The organism is Desulfobulbaceae bacterium DB1 (assembly GCA_001914235.1).
Lineage (GTDB): Bacteria > Desulfobacterota > Desulfobulbia > Desulfobulbales > SURF-16 > DB1.
On record MQUF01000020.1, the window covers coordinates 31443 to 51330 of the forward strand.

Sequence of the window (19888 nt, forward strand, 5' to 3'; positions counted from 1 at the left end):
ACCCTGTTTTTTTTAATACAGACCCAACAGGTTCAGGCTGAGCAGCAGAAGACCTGCGCAGGCAACCCTTTTGACAATAATCGGATTGACGCGTTTGGCTATCTGCGGACCGATATATCCTCCCAGGAGTGCGGCGGGAAACATGCACAGGAAGAGGATGAGGTCAAAGTTGCCGAACTGGAAATGGCGGATCGAACTCATCGATGTGTTAAAGAAAATGGCGAGCAACGAACTGCCGACGACAATGTACATCGGCAGGCGCAGACCAACGGTCATGAGCGGCACCATGAACGGGCCGCCGCCGAAACCGAACATGGATGACATGATCGCAATAAGAAAACCGCCGATGCATCCCACAACCATATTTGCTTCAAATTCCTGTCCCCAGAAATCAACTTTCATATTCATTCCTCCTTGTTATTTTTTCGCCTTGGCTGCTTCTTCGGCCCGTTTCTTAAATTCTTTCAGGATGGCCTGTTCTTTCTTGTTTTTGGCCAGATAACCGGCAGTGGTCTGCCAGTACATGAGGCCCGCCAGCACGAGCAGGATCCAGCCGAAGGCGAATTTGAACTGGTCGAGGGTGATCATTTCGGTCAACTTGGGACCGATGAAACCACCCAGCAGCATGGCGCCGCCGATGGCGCAGCCCAGTTTCCAGTTGATGAATTTGATCTTTGAGTAGTTGTAAATGCCGCTGCCCTGGGAAAAGAGGACGGTGGGGGTGACGGTTCCGGCAACAACGGTGTGCGGCAAGGGAAAGAGGCTGACCAGGATGGGGTTCAGGATAAAGCCGCCGCCCGCGCCCATCAGCACGCCGAAGATGGAGATGACGAGGCAGAGCAGAAAAGGCCAGATGATGTTCTGGCTGGTACCCGCGGTTTTCAGGTAAAGCATGGGGAACGAAATTTTGTTTTCAAAGGACGCTGGGGCGCTTTTCATGTTTTTGTCACAGACGGCGACGATGTTGTATTGGCCGGGCGCCAGGCCTTCACGGATGGTGATCTCGGCGCTGAAGGTGCCGTCCGGGTTGATGACGACATCAGGTCCGAGGACTTTGTCGATGTCGCGGAAGCGGGCCTTGACCAGCTGCATCGACCGTTTTTTGTTTTCCTTGTCGTCCATCGGTTCAAGCAGATCTCCCCGGCTGCCGATGATGCTGGCCATAAGCGTCGCCTTGAAACGATCTGTCTGCATTTTGGCCGGCACACTGTAGGCCACGTCGGCGCCAAGCTCCTTGAGGGCCTCGGAGTATTTCCATTTTTTGCCGGCCTTCTTCAGTTCGGCGATTTTATCTTTTTTATCGGCGGGAACGAAGATCTTGTAATAGGCCGGCATGTCATAGGTCAGATAAAAGATGTAGGGAATCTGGCCGGTTTTTTCGTCCTTCTTGCTGTCAAAAAAGTTGGCGCGAACAGATTTGTCGGCAGCCCATACCTCCAGGTAAACGGGCATGCCCGCCGGAGCCTGGCCTGTTACCTTGATGACACCACCGTTTTTTAACTCGGTTTTGTCAATCTGTATGGTTGGCGATGCCAAAGGGGCCTGATCCTGGGAATAGGCTGGGGAACCCATCCAGAAGCAGACAGCGATAACAGAGAACAACATCCCGAGATACTTCAGCTTTTCTTTCATAATCCCTCCTTGTTGTGAGATGGCAAGCGTCGGGCGCTTTTGCCGCGCATATCATTTTAGTGGTTATCGGATTTTTTGTTTTTTCATTTCACCTCCTCTCCTGTTTTCCTGTTTAATGAAAATCAATAATTTTGGCGTCGCCGACATAATCCCGCGAGGTAAAACCGGTCATCGTCGTCATCTTTTTTGTAAGGGCAGCCATTGCTTTCAAACTGCGGATAATGGTGTCGATTTCCGCTTGATGCGCATTATTTTCGAGATCGTCGCGTAACAGCTGGGCGGTTCCCAGGGCGGCAAAGAGGGGAGAATTGAGTTCGTGAGCGGCTGTTCCCGCCATTTCCAGAACCCCGGCCAGTTTTTCCCGTTCAAGCTTTTCCTGCTCCAGAAACTTTTGCGACGTGATGTCCCGCACCGTTTCGATGACATATTCAACCGCCCCTTGCTTGTCTAAAATCGGTGAAAGAGTACGTTCCAGCCATTTGCTGCCGTCATTGTCCTTGATTTTGACGGTACGGATAATCCTGTCACCGCCTGCCAGAACCCGGTCCGCCGGCGCAGGTGATTCCTCGTCTTGCCAGGGTACGGTGGATTCATAGTTCCTGCCCAGAACATCGTTTTCATCAAAGTTGCCCTGTTGGAGAAATTGCCTGTTGGCCATCACCACATGTTTTGCGCGATCGACAACGATGATTCTGTCCCAGAGAGAGTCCAGGATGTTTTGCAGAAACCGTTCGTTTTCCTCAATCTGATTAAACAGCAGGTTGATTTTTTTAAAGGTCAGGGCATTCTGGATGGCACTGCCCCCTTCCTCGGCCACAGCGGTGACAAAGGTTACCTCATTGTTGGTGAAACAGTGATGCTCGGTGGTCAGTAAGCGGAGAACGCCGATAACTTCCCGGCCTTTTTTGATGGGGACGGCCAAAATGCTTTTAATACCTTCATTGCGGATGGCTTCGTGATAGTGAACCCGTTTGTCGTTGGGCGCATCGAAAACAGAAACCGGTTTTCCTTTGAGCGCCATGAAAATACTGTCTTCTTTTCTGATGCTGCCCCGTTGCAGGTATTCCTCGGAAAGACCGGAGGCGGCAACAAGTTCCAGTTTGTTGGTTTCCGGCTGGAGCAGGCGGATGGTGCAGGCCTTCATGCCCATGATTTTCGGCAGCTTGTCGACAATGGTCTGAAGAATTTCATTCAGATCAAGGGTGGAATTGACCAGCCTTGAAATTTCATGGACCTCCTTGAGGAAATCAACCTGATTTTCCATCTCGGAAAAAAGGCGGCCATTGGAGATGGCCACCCCGATCTGCTCTGCCAGGGTCATGGAAAAGGAAATTTCCATGGGGGTGAAGATTCTGTCTTTTTTGGTGAGCAGGCGCATCACCCCGATGATATGTTCCTGGAAAATAATGGGCAGCGACAGGACGCTTTTGATTCCTTCCCGCGCCGCCTCCTCGCTGTGCGGATAAAACGGATCGGCATCAAGGCCTGTTTTGGCCACCGGTCGGCCCTGCATGATCATGTCCATGGCATCCCTGCTGTCAATGGTCCCGCGGGAAAGATACTCGTCCGAAAGACCGTGGGCCGCGCCCAGTACAAAGGTGTTGGTTCCGGCGTCAAGCAGTCTGATGGTGGCCGCGTCCACCTCCATCAGTTCCGGCAGGCAGCGGACAACCAGATCCATCACCTGTTGCGGATCAAGAACCTTGGTGATGAGCATGGTCACTTTCTGGAAAACCTCCAGATAGGCGCTTGCCTTATCTCGGTTTGGCAGGGATGTCATGGCGATAATCAATTATCCATGGTTATATTTTTTCTATGGTTGTCTTGATGTATTTCAGGGGCGGTGTCCCTGTCCACTTGCACGCCACATTGGGCGGCATCAGGTAGTTGGTGTTAAAGCCCTTGAACTGGGGATATTTGGGGTCGCCTTCCAGTCCTCGCAGGTTGCCGAAACCGCCGGCCGCGGCAAGCACTCCTTGGCGGATTCCCCAGGTTACCTGAGCGGTTGCCCGCACCTCGCCCCAAGGCGATCGAATGCGTACTTCGTCGCCTTCCTTGATGCCGAACCGTTTCGCATCCAGATAATTGATCCAAACCGGATTGGTACCGCATTGCTTCATGAGGCCGATGTTCCAGTATGTGGAGGTATGTTCATGCTCAACGACCCTGAAATACCCGGTGATCATGGGGTAGTCATCGTCTGGTTGCAGTTCGGGCCAGTCATCCCAGGGATTTTTGTAGTCCGGCAGTCCATCCACCCCGTTTTCTTCAGCCAAGGGATTGATAAAGTTATACTTGCCGGTTTTGGTGCTGCCTGAAGAACCGTAGCCTGCCGGCGGATTCAAGCTGCCCCATTTTTTATATTTGAAGTATTCCTGTTGGTCGGTGATGTAGTATCCCACCTTTTTCAGCTCTTCCAGGCTGATGGCCTGGTTGCGCATTTGATTGGCCATGTATTCATCTTCATTTTTCCAGGGGAAGTACTCACCATAGCCAAGCCGTCGGGCTATTTCGGTGAAGATCCAGACCACGGGCTTGGATTGATACAGCGGAGTGATCGCCTTTTGTCCAAGGGAAATGAAAGATTCGTACATCCAATCGGCGACAACCCGGCTTTGTTCGAGATATGTACAGTCGGGGAGGATGACATCGCAGAGCATCGAGGTGTTGGACATATAGCAGTCGATGGCGCAGGAAAATTCCAACTTTTCGATGGCGCGTTTGATGGATGGCTCGCTGCCGCAGGAAAGAACCGGATTGCCGAAATAGCAGAGCATGGCTTTCAGTTTCCCTTCATCCACATCCTTTTCGAAATAGCCGGGAATCCAGCCGCTCCACAGGTGGCTTTTGTCAAGTTTGATTTTGGCTGCGTTGTTCGGCGGTTTGGCCTGGTCGTCCGCCCAGGGCGATGCCAGCTTGAACTTGCGGCACAGTTGCGGACCGCCGGGAGCATCAAAGGTGCCCATCAGGCCGTTAAGGGCCTGAAGCGACTGTACCCCATGGAACGCATTAGGGGACTGGGAAACCCCGGTCCAGGATATGGCGCCCGCTGCGGGGGCGGCATTGGCAAATTCAAAGGCCAGACGTTCAATGGTTTCCGCTGAAACACCGCAAATCTCTGCGGCCCACTGAGGAGTTCTCGCCACTCCGTCTTCTTCGCCGAGCAAGCGTTTTTTGAAGGCCTCAAAGCCGTAGGTCCAATTGGTGACAAATTCTTTGTCGTAAAGTTCGTTCTTGACAATGACATAACACATGGCCATGGCCAGTGCCCCGTCGGTTGATGGCTTGATCGGGATCCATTCCATGGCCAGCGCGGCTGTTTCACAGCGCCTGGGATCAATCACCACCAGTTTCGCACCGCGTTTTACGGCGGCTTTCAGCAGGTTCATTTTGCGCTGGCCGGCGGATGTGGAAAGCTCATTGATGCCGAACAGCAGGATATACTCGCTGTTGGCGTAATCAATCCACGGTCTCTTTTCGCTGAGGTTTTTTTCGTTGGCCATCCTGGTGGGATTATCGCACATCTGGCGGTGGGTAACCTTGTGAGGGGTTCCGTAGGCAGTCATCACCGCTTCATGGCACCAGTTGTTGAAATCATTGCCCCGATGAAAACCAACGGTATTGGGGTCAAAGCCTTTCAGTTTGTCCACAGTCAGATCCAGGGCTTCATCCCATGATGCCTTGCGGAAACGGCCGTTTTCCTTGATGAGCGGCGTTTTCAGGCGGTAGGCGCTGTAGGTGTTATTATGGGCGGTCCCCCCCTTTATGCAGAGTCTGCCGCCGCCTTTCGGGTCACCGGCCAGTCCTTTGAGGCCGGTAATGATGCCGTCCTTGAGCGTCGCTTCCTGGCCGCAGAGACCCAGGCAGATATAACAGTGGGTTTTGACTACCTTGGACTTTTCTTCCTCCGCCGCACCTTCGGCGATGGTGACATATTCGTCTCCGAGATCCAGGCAGGCGACGGCATCGGTCAGCAGGCCAAGGGCCGAGATGTATTCGCTGTTGGATGACTGTTCCGACAGCATGGAAAAAGAGAACATGCGTTCGTGGAAAAGAAAGCTCATGGTGAGTTCGGACAGGCCGCGATAAAACTCGGTCTGGGCGGCGCTGGTCAAAACGGCGCAGAATTCAACAATCCAGCCCATGAGGTGGTTGCGGAGAAAATGAAATTGTTCCGCCTGGATTTCCTGGTTGTAAGCAGATTTTTCCGCCAGATAACGCATAAATTCAAGTTCAACGGCAATATGGTCATCAAGATCACCGAAGCTTTCATTTTTATGGATACCTGCTTTGCGGAAGATCGCCCGCAGTTCGGGAACGGGAGTTTGCATGGTCAGCGGTTCACGGGTGACATAGCACGATTCATAGGGGAAGGCGGGATTGGCTCCGGCATTGAGAAACAAATCCGCATATTCGTACCGAAGGCCGGCAAAGACTTCCTCCGTCGGAGCGGATTTGAGGAAGGACATCATTTTGGTGATTCCGGAGCAGAGATCCTGGATGGTGCAATTCTGCTGAAATGCGTCCATTTTGCCTAAAAAGGTATCCTGTGACATTTTACGTACCAGCCACAGCGGAATTTCGTCGCGATACAGGGCTGAAAGCAGCTGATAAATCCTGGCCCGAGCCAGATTGATAGTTTTATTGTCCATTGTCTAATCTCCTTCAATTAAACGTTAAGCGAGCCTTTCTGACCCTTGCCTTTCAATACCTTGGCAACCTTTTCCTCAAGTTCATCCTTGTCGATGGGTTTGACGCAATATTCATCCGCGCCGAGGCTGATCGCCTCACGGGCTGTTTCAACGGTGGGGTAACCGGTCAGCATGATGGCCCGGACATCGGGGGCTATTTTTTTGAGCTGTTCAAGCACCTCGATGCCGCTCATTTTTTTCAGCTTGATGTCGAGGATCGCCAGATCAACTTTATTTGATTTGGCAAAGTTGATCGCATCTTCTTCCTCGGTAAAGGCATGCACTTCGTGACCTTTTTTGGAGAGGATTTTTTTGATAAGAATTCCTGCGTCCTGCACATCGTCCAATGCAATGATATCGGCCATTTTCTCCTCCTTCGTTCTTATTCATTGATGGCATTTTGTTCCTTGCCTGCAATCGGCAGGGTGATGTGAAATGCCGTTCCCTGGATTTTTTCGCCTGTCGCGGAATCTTGCATCGGGCTTTCCACGGTGACGGTGCCGCCGTGGTCCCTTATGATTCCATATGTGACAGCAAGTCCGAGTCCTGTGCCCTTGCCCACTTCCTTGGTGGTGAAAAAGGGGTCAAAAATTTTCGGTTTGATTTCATCCGGAATTCCCGTGCCGGTATCCCTGATGGTGACAATCACCTTGTCCGCGGCCTGATCGTGGCTGGTGGTAATGATGATTTCCCCGCCGTTTTCCATGGCATGAGCGGAGTTATTGAAAAGATTGATAAAAACTTGGCGAAGTTTTTCTGCATCGCCGATTACCATGGGCAGCGAGGGGGTATACCGGCGTTGGACGTGGATATGATTGATGTTGAGATTATGTTCTGTAACCGCCAGCACATCTTCAATGACATCGTTGGGATTGACGGCAGTTTTTGCGCTTTCGGACTGCCGGGAAAATTTCAGCAGATCCGCGACGATCTTGCGGCAGGCCTTGGTCTGCCGTTCAATGACTTTCAGATTCTCATAAACCTCGTCTTTTTCGTCAAAATCATCCATCATCAACTGGGCATAGCCGAGGATGACGCCCAGGGGGGTGTTGATTTCATGGGCCACGCCTGCCGCCATCTGGCCGACCGACGCCATTTTCTCCTGGTTGATCAGCTGTTCCGTCATGTTGCGCAGCCGGGTCATATCCTTGGCAATGCCCTCGCAGCCGATCATGTTGCCTTGCCGGTCGAGGATTGAGTTGGCGGTCAGCAGCATGTGGCGGGTGGTCCCGTCGCGGGTTTCAAGTTCGAGCTCAAAGTCGCTGACAAATCCGTTTTCCTTGAGGGCGGTGAGATAGCGCTCCAGGGTTTCATGATTTTTAAAAAAAGAGAGAAGATTGAAGTTTTTCGGAGGGGTTTCGTAACCGAGCATATGCAGGCCGCTGGTGTTGATGTCGGAAATTTCCCCTCCCATGTTGCAGAAATAGACCATGTCCTTGGAGTTTTCGAAAAAATGGCGGAATTTTTTTTCCGATGTGGAGAGGTCGCGGGTTCGCTCTTCCACCATCTCTTCCAGGTAGGTGTTCATTTTCTGTAATTGGCTGGCGGTATCGGCCAGTTTCAGGTTGGCTGCGGCCAGTTTTTCCGCCTCGTTGCGAATGATCTTATAGGCAGCCAATCCTTTGTGGTAATAAATGGTGACCGCGGACACGGATATGAGCAGCAGGGTGTTGATGCCCCCGGAGTAGGGGGAAAGCGTCTCCCAGGAATCAACGTGATTGTTTAGAACGAGTAACTGACGGGCAATATGGCCGACGCCCCGGGAAATGGCAAAGGCCGACATGGCAATGGAAAAATAAAAAAGAAACCCCCAGAGAAAATTGTCCGGTTGCCGTTTGGCCAGGAAATAGGAAAAGCGGAGAGACAGAAAGGACAGCAGAATGACCATGGCCGACCCCGCCAGGTCAACAAAAATGGCAAAGGAAAGAGTGGAAGCGATCATTGTGCTTTCTCCTCTCCTGCCTCAAGATAAAAGGTCCTGAGGCTGAACATCAGGGCAAAAAGCGCGGGGACGAAGACAAAGTGGTCCATTCGGGTGAGGATATAGAGGATTTCAACAATGTCCAATGGCGCCCCCGGTGCGCGTTGACCGTGCAAATCAGCGACGATATGACCGGTAAAGGCGACGATGTTCCAGGCGATCGACAGCAGGCAGAAGAGTCTGAGGTAGCGCCATCCCCGGCTGACCAGGTCCGGCGTGCTGCGGGTATGGAGATACAGATAGGCAAGTGCCCCAAGAAAGAGGACGTGGGCCATCTGGTGGACATACATCCCTTCCGGCTCTCCGTGGGGTTGAATTGCCCAGGAATGCCCGGGCAGGCCGAGCAAAAGGAAAATTGTCAGTATGGAAATGCTGATCGTAATTCTGTTTATCATTGTTTCCTCATTGTGGTTGGGTAGAAAGCACCAACCATGCCCGGAATGGAAATTTGTTTATTTTTTTTATTTTTCCTCATAGAAACAATACGTTACGTGTTTATTTATTTTGGCATTCCAGTGCGGAATATTCCGCAAGGCATAATCAGCTGGTTTGGCGCAACCTTAATGTTGCAACTACGGTGAGAAAGCGGAAAACTTTGACGAAGGAGAAAACGGGATGATGTGTATGATTTTCGATTTGTCTGTAATTTTAAATAGTTGTGCTGAAGGAAGGAGAAATGTCTTGTGCATCTTTTATGATGCACCACAATTATTTCAAGCTTTTTAGGCGGGGGAAAGGTCCATTTCAGGGCGTTTCCCGTTTTCAAGCGCAACATTTTTATTGCACATGAAAACGGGGAGAGTAGTGGAGATGTCCGGGGCAATAGTGCCGGAGTTGGCAAAAAGCCATGCGGGCAGTTGCTATTTGACCCCGTGTTTATTAAGAAAAGGTCCATACTGTTTGTCTTCGATCAGGATATGGGTCTGCAGCCAGTTTTTCAGAAAGATGAGAACCTCGATGAGGTTGACGTCCTCGCCCGCATTTATTTTTGTAATAATGTCCGAAACCTGTCCGAGAAGTTTTTCATGTATTGCCTTGTGCTTTCTGGTGTCCGGGTAGTTGAATTTGTCAAAATATTTTTCTTCATGGGCAAAATGGTCGACCACGAATTTTGCCATTTCGCCGAGAATCTTTTTAATCTGTTCAAGAGAGTTGTCTTGCTTAACGGCAGCATGAACATCGTTGATGTAATCCATGATTTTTTTGTGCTGTTCGTCAATATTGGCTATCCCCACGCTGTATTCGCCGGTGAAGGAAATGAATTTTCGTTTTCCTTCTTTCCCTGTTGTTTTCAACTTTTCCGGGAGTTTGAAATTCCGGAGCATGCCGTGCAGGTCCTTGCCGAGACTTGCCACCTCCATGCCACCGGCATAGACCTTGGCTGAATCCGTTTTAATTCTGGTGCTTTCAGTCGAGACCTCGCTCATGGACTCGGAAACGAGATGGGCGAGCTGGGCCGAATCGGAAATGAGTCTGTTGACTTCATTGACTGATTCGGTCGTGGTGAGGACGTGGGCGGTCATTTCCTTAATACCGTCCGTCACCCGCGCTATGTTTTCGGCAATGTCCTTCGTGGTGACGGATTGTTCCTCCACCGCGGCGGCGATGGTTGCCACCACCGTATTTACCTCGTTGATGACTTCATGAATGATGGTAATCTCCTTGATGGTGGAGTCGGTGGCCGTCTGGATGGCGTGAACCTTCTTGCGGATATCGTCCGTTGCCTTGCTTGTCTGGGTGGCCAGATCTTTCACCTCATTGGCGACGACGGCAAAACCTTTTCCCGCCTCACCCGCCCGTGCCGCTTCGATGGTGGCATTCAGCGCCAGCAGTTTGGTTTGATCCGATATCTCGGTGATCACGGAAATGACGTTATTGATTTCAGAGGCGGCATTGCCCAGGCTGTTGACTTTATCCGAGGCGATGACCACCGATTGGGCGGCCTTTTCCGCAATGCCGCGCGCCTGCTCGGAGTTCTGGGCGATTTCGGTGATGGTGGCCGACATCTCCTCCGTTGCCGTGGCAACGGAGCACAAGTTTTCCGTCGATTCGGATGCCTTGGCGGAAACGGAATCCATATTTAGGGTCAGCCGCGAGGCAACCATGGCGATGGTGTGGAGGTTTTCTTCCATTTCCTTGGTCGAGGCATCGACATCAATAGTGTGTTTCGCCATTTCCTGCGCACTTGCCCGCATGCCGGATGAGAGGGTTTCAAGCTCCTCGGATGCATATCCAAGGTCTCCGGCGTTGCCGGCAATACCACTGATTATTTTGCCGAGATTATCCTGCATGGAAGCAATGGAGCGCATGATTGCGGTTCCGGAAGCCTGGTCGATGGTGCCGCTCAGATCACCATCGGCTATTTTTTCTATAATTTGAGCGACTTCGTTAAGAGAAGCTCCTTTGGAGCCGAACAGTCCTTTGCCGAACATAAAAACCTCATTTGCATAGTGGTTCATGAAAAGTAACGGGAAGAAAAAAGTGGACAATGCGCCACGCTGACTTATCTTATGATGAAGTTGCGCAGTAAATCAAGGCACTTTTGCAGAAAACCGCGATCAGTGGACTCTTGCTGATTTTGTTACGATTCCCCACCGTTTTTTGCCGTCGGCGCTGGAAACGGATCAAGAAAAGGTTTTTAAAAAAACAGTTGATGCAGTATGATGGCAATTCCTTTTTGTTGCCTGTTGTAACGGTGGATGACGGGGACATGACCGGTTGACGAAAATCGAACGGTTCTGATTGTGAATTTTTACAGGTCTTTGTTTTTTTTACATATTCGGGTTTTATTTATTTTCAGCCAAGGAGGTTTACCATGGGAAGTACATGTCAAAGCAGTGGAAGCTGCAGCAGCGGTACCTGCGGATCCGCTGATGCGGCTATCGTCAAACAGGATAAGGCCATCAGGACATCGCTGGGGAAGATCAAGAATAAAATTCTGGTCATGAGCGGCAAGGGTGGTGTCGGCAAAAGTACGGTTTCCACCAACCTCGCCCTTGGTCTTGCCAAAAAAGGCTATAAAGTCGGGTTGATGGATGTGGATCTCCACGGTCCGGATATCTGCCGCATGCTGAATCTCACCGAGAAACTGCATGCTGCCCATGCCGGCGAAAACGGGCTCCTGCCGCCCATGCAGTACAATGAGAATCTCAAGGTTATTTCCCTGGAATATATGATGGAAGACAGGGATGACCCCATCATCTGGCGCGGGCCCCTGAAGGTGCAGGCCATCCGGCAGTTCGTGGCCGACATGGATTGGGGGGATCTCGATTATCTGATTATCGATGCCCCTCCGGGTACCGGCGATGAGCCTTTGACCGTTGCCCAGACGATCAAGGATGCCCACGCCGTTGTCGTCACCACCCCGCAGGAGGTAGCTCTGGCCGATGTTCGCAAGTCGCTTAATTTCTGCAAGCATGTCAAGATGAACGTCATCGGCATGGTGGAAAACATGAGCGGCTTTATCTGTCCTCACTGCAATGAGAGTGTGGAGATATTCAAAACCGGCGGCGGCGAAAAAACAGCCAGGGAATTCGGTGTCGATTTTCTCGGCAGGGTGCCGATTGATCCCCGGGTTGTTGTCGGCGGCGATGACGGCACTCCCTATCTGACTTCGGGTGAAGACAGTCCGGCAGTGCGCGCCTTTGCCGAGATTATCGGCAACGTGGAAAAACACCTGGCTGCCGGGAAAACCATCAGCCTGGCCAGTGCGGATTCAGGTTGCGCCTGCGGTTCGACCTGTAACCCATCGACCTGCAACTGCTGATACGTTCGTTTTTTTACCACAGAGGGCGCAGCGTTTTTTTCTGCGCTTTCCGTGGTAATTTTTTGCGTCATGTAAATCTGCTCTATGGTGAAATATGCTCATTAAACAGATGACGGTAGGTTCCATGGCGGTATGCTGCTATCTCGTTGCCTGTGAGGAAACGAAAAAGGGGATGGTCATCGATCCGGGCGGCGATCACGACAAAATTCTCGCCATGATCGAGCGTGAAGGGGTGTCGCTGCAATACATAGTCAATACCCATGGCCACCCTGATCATGTCTGCGCCAACGGCCCGGTGAAAAAGGCAACCGGGGCAGCCATCGTCATGCATGAAGATGACGCCCGTTTTTTTGCCCGGCCCGAGGTGGAAAATTATTTTTCCATGCTGGGCCTTCCCCCCTCGCCGCCGCCGGACAAGCTGGTCAAAAACGGCGATATTCTGGAGGTCGGTTCCCTTTCGTTTCAGGTCCTACATACCCCCGGCCACACGCCCGGCGGCATCTGTCTTTATTCCGCCCCCCACCTTTTCAGCGGTGACACCCTGTTTGTCGGTGCGGTGGGCCGGACGGATTTTCTTGGCGGTGATCTGAAACTGTTCACGCGTTCCATTCGCGAGAAGCTTCTTTCTCTTCCCGATGATACGGTGGTCTGGCCGGGCCACGGCTATGGCGGCTCGCGTTCAACAATCGGTGAAGAAAAGCACTCCAATCCTTACCTGAACGGAGAATTTTAAGAATGCGGGAAATCGTGCTGGGTACCGCCGGGCATGTTGATCACGGCAAGACGAGTTTTGTGCGCGCCCTGACCGGCATTGACACCGACAGGCTCAAGGAGGAAAAAAAGCGGGGGATCACCATTGAGCTTGGCTTTGCCTATCTTGACCTTGATTGCGGTCATCGACTGGGCATTATCGATGTTCCCGGCCATGAACGATTTGTCAAGAATATGGTGGCCGGGGTGACCGGCATCGACCTGGTTGCCTTTGTCATTGCCGCGGACGAAGGGGTTATGCCCCAGACCAGGGAGCACTTCGAGATCTGCCGTCTGCTCGGGGTGAAAAAAGGTTTGATCATCCTCACCAAAAAAGACATGGTGGATGCCGATTGGCTTGAGCTGGTGGAGGATGAGGTGCGGACGTTTTTTGCGGAAAGTTTTCTTGCCGACGCCCCGCTGGTCAAGGTGTCATCCACCACCGGCGAGGGGATTGACGAGGCCCGGCAAACCATTGACCGGCTCGTTGCCGCCTGTGAATTTGCCGAAGCCTACGGGCCTTTCCGTCTGGCGGTTGATCGGATTTTCAGCATGAAGGGCTTTGGGGCGGTGGTGACCGGGACCTCCCTTTCCGGCCGGATCGCGGTCGGTGACGATGTGAAGATCTATCCCAAGGGCCTTGCCGGGAAAATACGCGGCATTCAGGTGCACGGCAAGAGTGTTGATCTGGTGGAGGCAGGAAACCGGACGGCGATCAATATTCAGGGGGTTGAAAAAGAAATGATCGAACGGGGCGACGTGCTTGCCTCGGTTGATTGTCTGCGGCCCTCCTATATGCTGGACGCGGATTTCCTTTATCTGTCATCCAATGAAAAACCGATAAAAAACAGAAGCAGGGTCCGGGTGCATCTCGGCACGGCCGAGATCATGGGCCGCGTCGTCCTGCTGGAAGATGATGAGCTGGCACCGGGCAGGACGGCCAATATCCAGCTGCTGCTGGAAGAACCGGTTGGTGTCTGGCCCGGGGATCATTACGTGGTTCGCCGGTATTCGCCGGTAACCACCATCGGCGGCGGCATGATACTCAATAACGGGGCCCCGAAGCGCAGGCGTTTTCGGCCGGCAAACAAGGAAGTTTTCGCCACCTATCATAACGGCACCCAGGAAGACCTCGCTCTTTTCCATGTGCGGGAAAGCGGTTTTCAAGGCCTTGCCGGCGCCGATCTGGCCGTGAAGATCGGTTGTTTCGGCAATCGTTTCAAGAAGCTGATGAATGGGCCTGTTTCCTCGCGCAAGGTGGTGGTGGTTGATTCGGAAAAGCAGCTTTTTGTTGCCCAGGAAGTTTATGGCGCTTTGCTGGACAAAATTGTCGATGTGCTCACCCTGTTTCATAAGGAGAATCCGCTCAAGCAGGGGTTGCCCAAGGAAGAGCTGCGGAACAGGGTGCAGGAGGGAATGGGGCAGAAGCTGTATCAGTTGTGCCTTGCCGATTTGGCCAAAAAAGGCGCCCTTGCTCTTGAGGAAGGTGCCGTCCGCCTAGCCGGGCATGAGGTTTCCCTGCAGGCGGATGAAAAGGCGATCAGGGAAAAGATGGAGAAACTTTTTGTCGATGCCGGGCTGTCCACTCCCACCATGAAGGAGGTGTATGATGCCTTTGCCGATGTCTCCCGTTCCCTGGTGATGGAGGTGCTCAGCCTGCTGGTCAAGGAGGGGCAATTAACCAAAGTGACCAATGATTTCTATTTCCACAGCAGCGCCCTTGGCGATCTGCAGGGCAAACTGCTGGACTATATGAAAAAAGAGGGAGAGATCGATGCGCCTCGTTTCAAGGAGTTGACCGGCCTGACCAGAAAGTTTTCCATCCCTTTGCTTGAATATTTTGACAAGATAAAATTGACCCTGCGGGTGGGGGACAAGCGCATCCTGCGGTCAAAAGGATGATGGACTTGCCTCCACTGTTAATTCTTCACGGGAGCTGAATTATCAGTACTGTCACTGGAAATATCGCCGGTTTGAAAACCGCCCAGCTGAAAAATCTGGAGCGGCTCAGCAAAAGGCGCGTCTCGCCCGATGTGATTATTTCTCCCGAGGTGGCGAGGGAGATGTCGGAGCTGTCCGCCGACATCGGCCGGCAGATCGGGGTGCTCCTTGCCCGTTCCGGCAAGGTGGAAATGGTTATTGTCGGTGATTCACGGAAAATCGTCATTCCGGCCCTTTCCCAGGTTCGCTCGTCCGGTGGGCGGCTGAAGGGCTTGCGTTGTGTCCATACCCACCTCGGCGGCGAAGATCTTACGGAAGATGATCTGATGGATCTCCTTTTTCTCCGCCTTGACCTGATGGCCATGATCAAGGTGCTTGATGACGGCCTGCCTGAGCGGCTGTATGCTGTGCATCTGCTCCCGGTTCCGACCGGCGACAAGAACTGGCGTTTTCTGCCGCCGGTGGTTCCCTCCCGGCAGCGCAACGACTTTCTTGAACTCATAGCCGCACTGGAAGATGAGTTTGCCCGTTCCGGCGCGGTTCGCAACCATGACGGCAGGAAGGACAGGGCCATTCTGGTCAGCGTCACCACCCAATCGAAAACCGCGGCCCAGGAATCAATGGATGAGCTTGAGGAACTGGTCCGCTCCGATGACGTCGAGGTGGTGGAGGCGATTATTCAGCGTCGTGACCGAATTAATCCGAAACTTATTCTCGGCAAGGGAAAGCTTGCCGACATCATGCTGTCCGCCCTGAAACGAAATGCCAATCTGCTTATTTTCGACCAGGAACTCAATCCCTCGCAGATCCGTTCCATTACCGATCATACCGAATTGCGCGTCATTGATCGAACCCAGCTCATTCTTGATATCTTTGCCCGGCGGGCCTTAAGCCGGGAAGGCAAGCTGCAGGTCGAGATGGCCCAGCTCAAATATCTTCTGCCCCGGCTCGGTCAGCGTGATGACGCCCTGTCCCGACTCACCGGCGGCATCGGCGGAAGGGGGCCCGGTGAAACGAAACTTGAAGTCGACCGGCGCAGGATCAATGACAGGTTGAGCAAACTGGCCAAACGGCTGAAAGAGGTCGGTGAAGAGCGCCATCACCGCAGGTCCAGGCGGCGCAAAAAGGATTTGCCGGTGATTTCCCTGGTGGGCTATACCAATGCGGGAAAATCCACCCTGCTGAACACCTTGACCAACAGCGATATTCTGGCTGAGGACAAGCTTTTCGCCACCCTTGACCCGACCAGCAGGCGGCTTCGATTCCCGGAGGATGTGGAAGTCATCATTACCGATACGGTGGGATTTATCCGTAATCTGCCCGAGGAGCTGCTGAAGGCCTTTGCCGCCACCCTTGAAGAGCTGCATGAGGCGGACCTGCTGGTGCATGTCATCGATATCAGCAACCCCCGCCACGTTGACCAGATGCGGGTTGTCGAGGAACTGCTGCGTGAGCTTGATCTGTCTGACATGAATATTCTGCGGGTTTACAATAAAATCGATCTGGTTGATGCGGATTTGGCGCGACGCAAGGTCGATGAGGGTGACGGCGTCTGTTTGTCCGCCATCGACTCCGCGACCTTCGGTCCTTTTCTGGACAGGGCCCGCAGGCTTGTACTGAAAAACTGGGAAGGACGTTACCATGCCGCTTGAAGTTCCAGCCCGTTGCACTCGATGTCTTTCCCTTGCCGGCAATCATCCATGCAACGGCTGTCAGGTCTGCCGCGATCAGGCCATGGCGGAATCTTTTCTTTGCATGATTGCCAGGCAATCAACCGGGGCCGCGCCGTTCGCATGTGAAGCCTTCCGTCCGAATCTGAGCATTGTCGGCAAGAGCGGCCCGCGGGCGGCGATAGAAGTCTGTCAGGATAAGGAAACCTATTTTAATGACGTGGTTCGTTTGGTCAGCTCCGGTCCGTGCGGCGGCAAAGGCTGTACGCGTCCTTCCTGTCACGGCGGAGAAGCTGCGGGGGGGGAAGTCGACAGATTTCATGTCGTCTGGGTCGTGCACCAGCGAAAGCCGCTTTTTGCCGACAGCAGCCGTTTTGTTTCTTTTCTGCACGACGTGTTTTTGTCCTGCGGACATTTGATGTCCGGCAAGGTTCTTCTCCTGTGGCTCGCTCCCGATCACCTTCATTTGTATATTGAGTCCTCGCCTCGAGAAAATGTGAATGATCTTGTTGATGACCTGCAGGGACTGATTCATGATACCCTGCTGCAGGAATTTGACGATCTGCGCAAGCTGTATGGAAAAAAACAGATATGGGAACACGAATTCTTCGTCGAACAGATCGGCTAATCATGCTTTTCCGGAAAAAAAAGAATCTCATTTTTATATTTCTTTCAGGGCTTCTGTTCTCCGTTTTTTTTGTTTTGCCGGCAGCCGCCGGAGAGGCTGTCAGGGTTGACGAGATGGCGGTGATCAATGCGGAGCGGGATTTGCTCCTTTATTTTTCCGTCAAAAATTCCTTTTCCGCGGAAATGGAGGAGGGGGTAAAAAACGGTATTCCTGTTTCCTTTAATTTTTTTGTTGAGCTTTATCCAGTGCATCAGGGACGGGAAGGCGGGAAAATCGCCGGCCACTCTTTTGATCACACCATGGTCTATGACTCGCTGAAAGAGGAATTCACCGTTGAGCTGGAGGAACATGGGTCCATGTCGCTTTCCTTTCAAAGCCTGGAAGAGGCCAGAAAGGCGATGGACACCATTCATGATTTTCGACTTGCGGAGCTTTCACGGCTGGCGAAAGGCAGCGACTATGTGGTTAAGGTGCGGGCCAGGCTTGCCAAAAAGACCCTTCCCTTGAATTTTCAATACATCATCCCATTCTGGCAGCTGTGGAAATTTGAAACAGACTGGAATGCACTGACATTCACTTATGGCAATTCCGCACCAGCAACCCAGAGATGATAAAAAGCGAAAAAGGGTCTGGACGGTTATTATCTGCTGTCTGATTCTCATTCCTCTCCTGACCCTGGCCGAGACCAAGGTCTTTCAGCTCGGCACCGTTCCTTTCCCGGTCAGCGGCAATGTCCTTGTTTTTGTTCTCATTAATTTCAATGTGTTGCTTCTTCTGCTCATGGTGTTCCTGGTCCTGCGCAACCTGGCCCAGCTTGTCTTTGAGCGCAAAAAGAAGATTCTCGGCACCAAGCTGCGGGCCAAGCTGGTTGTTGCCTTTGTGTCCCTGTCCCTCATTCCCACGGCGCTTCTTTTTTTTATCTCACTGCAGTTTGTTTCCACCAGTATGGATTATTGGTTCAATATTAAAGTCGAACAATCCTTGCTTGAATCCCTGCATGTGGCCCAGGATGTTTATCAGGAAAAAAAGAATGAACTGCGGCGAATCGGCAGAAATATCGCGGCGCGGATAGAGCGTCAGGGATATGGCAATGATCAGCATCTTGCCGACTTTCTTGATGAAATCGTCGTCAGTCACGGCCTCGCCGCCCTTGAGGTTGTTTCTCCTCAGCGTTCCGTTGTTGCCAGGGCTTACGGCCGGCAGATCGAAGACGGCGCCGTGGTGCCCGACGTGGTTCCCGATTTGTTGCGCAAGGCCTTAAGCGGTGATGAAACGCGGATCGCCATTCAAAAGATCGGCGGCAATGAGATGGTGCGGAGCCTGGTGCCCTTCACGTTGCGCTCGGAAGAAGAGAATCCCCATGTCCTCGTCTGTTCGTTGTTGATCCCGCAGTCCCGGCTTGAACAGATGGAGGTCATCTCCCTTGGTCTTGAGGGCTACCGCCAGTTGATGCTGCTGAAGAAACCGATCAAGACGAGCCTGCTGGTCATGCTGCTCATCGTCACCCTGCTCATCGTATTCAGCGCCATATGGTTCGGGTTTTATGTGGCGCGCAGCCTCACCGACCCGATTGACAGGCTTGCCCAGGCAACCCGGAGAGTCGCGGACGGCGAACTCGATTTTGTCGTTGAATCCGATTCCGGCGACGAAATGGGGACTCTCGTCGACTCTTTCAATCAGATGACCCGTGAAGTTCTTGCCAGTCAGAAAAAGTTTGCGTCAAGCAACCAGGAGCTTGAAAACAGAAGGCGCTATACGGAAATCATCCTGCAGAACGTGGCCGCCGGGGTCATTTCCCTGGACGCAAGCGGTTGCATTACGACGCTTAACCGTTTTGCCGAGGAATTATTGAAGATAGATAAAAGGGCCCTGGTGGGGCATGATTTCCGCAAGGTGCTGAATCCGAGCCACCGGGAAATCCTCGAGAATTTCTATAAGGAACTTGGTCGAAGCGGGAAAAACACCATCGAGATGCCGTTACGGCTTTCCGTGCGGGAGGAGTCCTTTTCCCTGCGGGTGAGCATGAGCCGGCTGGTTGATGAAAACAACCGGGAGCTCGGTGTGGTGCTTGTTTTCGACAACCTGACGGAACTGGAGAAGGCTCAGCGCATGGCGGCGTGGCGCGAGGTTGCCAGGCGCATCGCCCATGAGGTGAAAAATCCCCTGACCCCCATTCAGCTTTCCGCCCAGCGGCTGCGCAAGCGGTATCTGGAAAAACTGGAAACGGACGGCGAAATTTTCGATGTCTGCACCATGACCATTATCAATCAGGTGGACGAGTTGAAGCGGCTGGTCAGTGAGTTTTCCAATTTTGCCCGGATGCCCGCGGTACAGAAGTCGATCAACAGCTTGCAGGATATGGCTCGGGAAGCCATGGTTCTTTTCCGCGAGGGGCATAAGGAAATTGATTTCTCCTTGACCTGTTCCGAAAATGTCCCGGCCTTTTCTTTTGACCGGAAGCAGATGAAACGGGTGCTGATTAATCTTCTTGATAACGCCGTGTCGTCAGTGGGGGGCAAAGGTATCGTTGAGGTGCTTATCAATCATGATGAAGATCAGAAATTGGTTTTTCTCGAGGTGCGTGACAACGGCTCCGGAGTGAAAGAGGGGGACAGGCTGCATCTTTTTGAACCCTATTTTTCCACCAAAAAGACGGGAACGGGATTGGGGCTCGCCATCGCAAGCACTGTTGTTGCCGATCATGGCGGCTACATCAGGTTTAAGGACAATGTGCCCAAAGGCGCACGGTTCATTATTGAACTGCCCATGGGGTAACCGTACGACATGCCGACAAGGCGCGTCCGGCGAATATCTCGCGTGGATCAGTTG

16 protein-coding genes are annotated in these 19888 nt (G+C 52.5%); 8 read left to right on the top strand and 8 right to left on the bottom strand.

What is annotated here, in order from left to right:
• Positions 1-12 precede the first annotated feature (12 nt).
• The 8 genes from BM485_15045 to BM485_15080 form a co-directional block, all read right to left on the bottom strand.
• Entirely contained in the window at positions 13-402 is a 390-nt protein-coding gene (locus tag BM485_15045) for a hypothetical protein (GenBank protein ID OKY74126.1), read from the bottom strand.
• 15 nt (positions 403-417) lie between these two features.
• On the bottom strand, positions 418-1605 hold the full coding sequence (locus BM485_15050; protein OKY74189.1) for a permease: 1188 nt from the start codon (positions 1603-1605) through the stop codon (positions 418-420).
• A 139-nt stretch (positions 1606-1744) separates the two neighbouring features.
• Entirely contained in the window at positions 1745-3412 is a 1668-nt protein-coding gene (locus BM485_15055) for a PAS sensor protein (GenBank protein ID OKY74127.1), read from the bottom strand.
• 22 nt (positions 3413-3434) lie between these two features.
• Positions 3435-6284: a hypothetical protein gene (locus BM485_15060; GenBank protein ID OKY74128.1), complete on the bottom strand. Its 2850-nt coding sequence runs from the start codon at positions 6282-6284 to the stop codon at positions 3435-3437.
• A gap of 17 nt (positions 6285-6301) precedes the next feature.
• Positions 6302-6688 (bottom strand): response regulator, encoded by a 387-nt coding sequence (locus BM485_15065; protein OKY74129.1) that lies wholly within the window; start codon positions 6686-6688, stop codon positions 6302-6304.
• 17 nt (positions 6689-6705) lie between these two features.
• Positions 6706-8265, bottom strand: a complete 1560-nt coding sequence (locus BM485_15070; protein ID OKY74130.1) for a PAS domain-containing sensor histidine kinase — start codon at positions 8263-8265, stop codon at positions 6706-6708.
• Complete coding sequence (locus tag BM485_15075) at positions 8262-8699, bottom strand: hypothetical protein (GenBank protein OKY74131.1); 438 nt, start codon at positions 8697-8699, stop codon at positions 8262-8264. The genes BM485_15070 and BM485_15075 overlap by 4 nt, the downstream gene beginning before the upstream one ends.
• 465 nt (positions 8700-9164) lie before the next feature.
• A complete protein-coding gene (locus tag BM485_15080) occupies positions 9165-10736 on the bottom strand; it encodes a hypothetical protein (protein OKY74132.1) in 1572 nt (523 codons plus the stop codon).
• A 110-nt stretch (positions 10737-10846) separates the two neighbouring features.
• Here BM485_15080 and BM485_15085 point away from each other — a divergent pair, with 110 nt between their 5' ends.
• The 8 genes from BM485_15085 (at position 10847) to BM485_15120 (ending at position 19834) form a co-directional block, all read left to right on the top strand.
• Positions 10847-11026 (top strand): hypothetical protein, encoded by a 180-nt coding sequence (locus tag BM485_15085; GenBank protein OKY74133.1) that lies wholly within the window; start codon positions 10847-10849, stop codon positions 11024-11026.
• Between the two features lie 93 nt (positions 11027-11119).
• Positions 11120-12070, top strand: a complete 951-nt coding sequence (locus tag BM485_15090) for an ATPase (protein OKY74134.1) — start codon at positions 11120-11122, stop codon at positions 12068-12070.
• Between the two features lie 94 nt (positions 12071-12164).
• Positions 12165-12803, top strand: coding sequence for an MBL fold metallo-hydrolase (locus BM485_15095; protein OKY74135.1), 639 nt, complete (start codon positions 12165-12167; stop codon positions 12801-12803).
• Positions 12804-12805: 2 nt separating this feature from the next.
• A complete protein-coding gene (locus BM485_15100) occupies positions 12806-14722 on the top strand; it encodes a selenocysteine-specific translation elongation factor (GenBank protein OKY74136.1) in 1917 nt (638 codons plus the stop codon).
• A 41-nt stretch (positions 14723-14763) separates the two neighbouring features.
• Entirely contained in the window at positions 14764-16413 is a 1650-nt protein-coding gene (locus tag BM485_15105) for a GTPase HflX (protein OKY74137.1), read from the top strand.
• Positions 16403-17059: a hypothetical protein gene (locus tag BM485_15110; protein ID OKY74138.1), complete on the top strand. Its 657-nt coding sequence runs from the start codon at positions 16403-16405 to the stop codon at positions 17057-17059. The genes BM485_15105 and BM485_15110 overlap by 11 nt, the downstream gene beginning before the upstream one ends.
• A 2-nt stretch (positions 17060-17061) precedes the next feature.
• The gene (locus BM485_15115; protein ID OKY74139.1) at positions 17062-17670 is read left to right on the top strand and encodes a hypothetical protein; all 609 of its coding nucleotides are present in this window, start codon (positions 17062-17064) and stop codon (positions 17668-17670) included.
• Positions 17639-19834 (top strand): PAS domain-containing sensor histidine kinase, encoded by a 2196-nt coding sequence (locus tag BM485_15120; protein OKY74140.1) that lies wholly within the window; start codon positions 17639-17641, stop codon positions 19832-19834. Before BM485_15115 ends, BM485_15120 begins: the two co-directional genes overlap by 32 nt.
• Positions 19835-19888: the final 54 nt, after the last annotated feature.

Bases quoted from the DNA above. Each gene is read 5' to 3' on its own strand.
- BM485_15100 (OKY74136.1), top strand. From the start codon at position 12,806: ATGCGGGAAATCGTGCTGGGTACCGCCGGGCATGTTGATCACGGCAAG.
- BM485_15075 (OKY74131.1), bottom strand. From the start codon at position 8,699: ATGATAAACAGAATTACGATCAGCATTTCCATACTGACAATTTTCCTT.
- BM485_15050 (OKY74189.1), bottom strand. From the start codon at position 1,605: ATGTTGTTCTCTGTTATCGCTGTCTGCTTCTGGATGGGTTCCCCAGCC.
- BM485_15055 (OKY74127.1), bottom strand. From the start codon at position 3,412: ATGACATCCCTGCCAAACCGAGATAAGGCAAGCGCCTATCTGGAGGTT.
- BM485_15070 (OKY74130.1), bottom strand. From the start codon at position 8,265: ATGATCGCTTCCACTCTTTCCTTTGCCATTTTTGTTGACCTGGCGGGG.
- BM485_15060 (OKY74128.1), bottom strand. From the start codon at position 6,284: ATGGACAATAAAACTATCAATCTGGCTCGGGCCAGGATTTATCAGCTG.
- BM485_15115 (OKY74139.1), top strand. From the start codon at position 17,062: ATGCTTTTCCGGAAAAAAAAGAATCTCATTTTTATATTTCTTTCAGGG.
- BM485_15110 (OKY74138.1), top strand. From the start codon at position 16,403: ATGCCGCTTGAAGTTCCAGCCCGTTGCACTCGATGTCTTTCCCTTGCC.
- BM485_15045 (OKY74126.1), bottom strand. From the start codon at position 402: ATGAAAGTTGATTTCTGGGGACAGGAATTTGAAGCAAATATGGTTGTG.
- BM485_15120 (OKY74140.1), top strand. From the start codon at position 17,639: ATGGCAATTCCGCACCAGCAACCCAGAGATGATAAAAAGCGAAAAAGG.
- BM485_15080 (OKY74132.1), bottom strand. From the start codon at position 10,736: ATGTTCGGCAAAGGACTGTTCGGCTCCAAAGGAGCTTCTCTTAACGAA.
- BM485_15065 (OKY74129.1), bottom strand. From the start codon at position 6,688: ATGGCCGATATCATTGCATTGGACGATGTGCAGGACGCAGGAATTCTT.
- BM485_15095 (OKY74135.1), top strand. From the start codon at position 12,165: ATGCTCATTAAACAGATGACGGTAGGTTCCATGGCGGTATGCTGCTAT.
- BM485_15090 (OKY74134.1), top strand. From the start codon at position 11,120: ATGGGAAGTACATGTCAAAGCAGTGGAAGCTGCAGCAGCGGTACCTGC.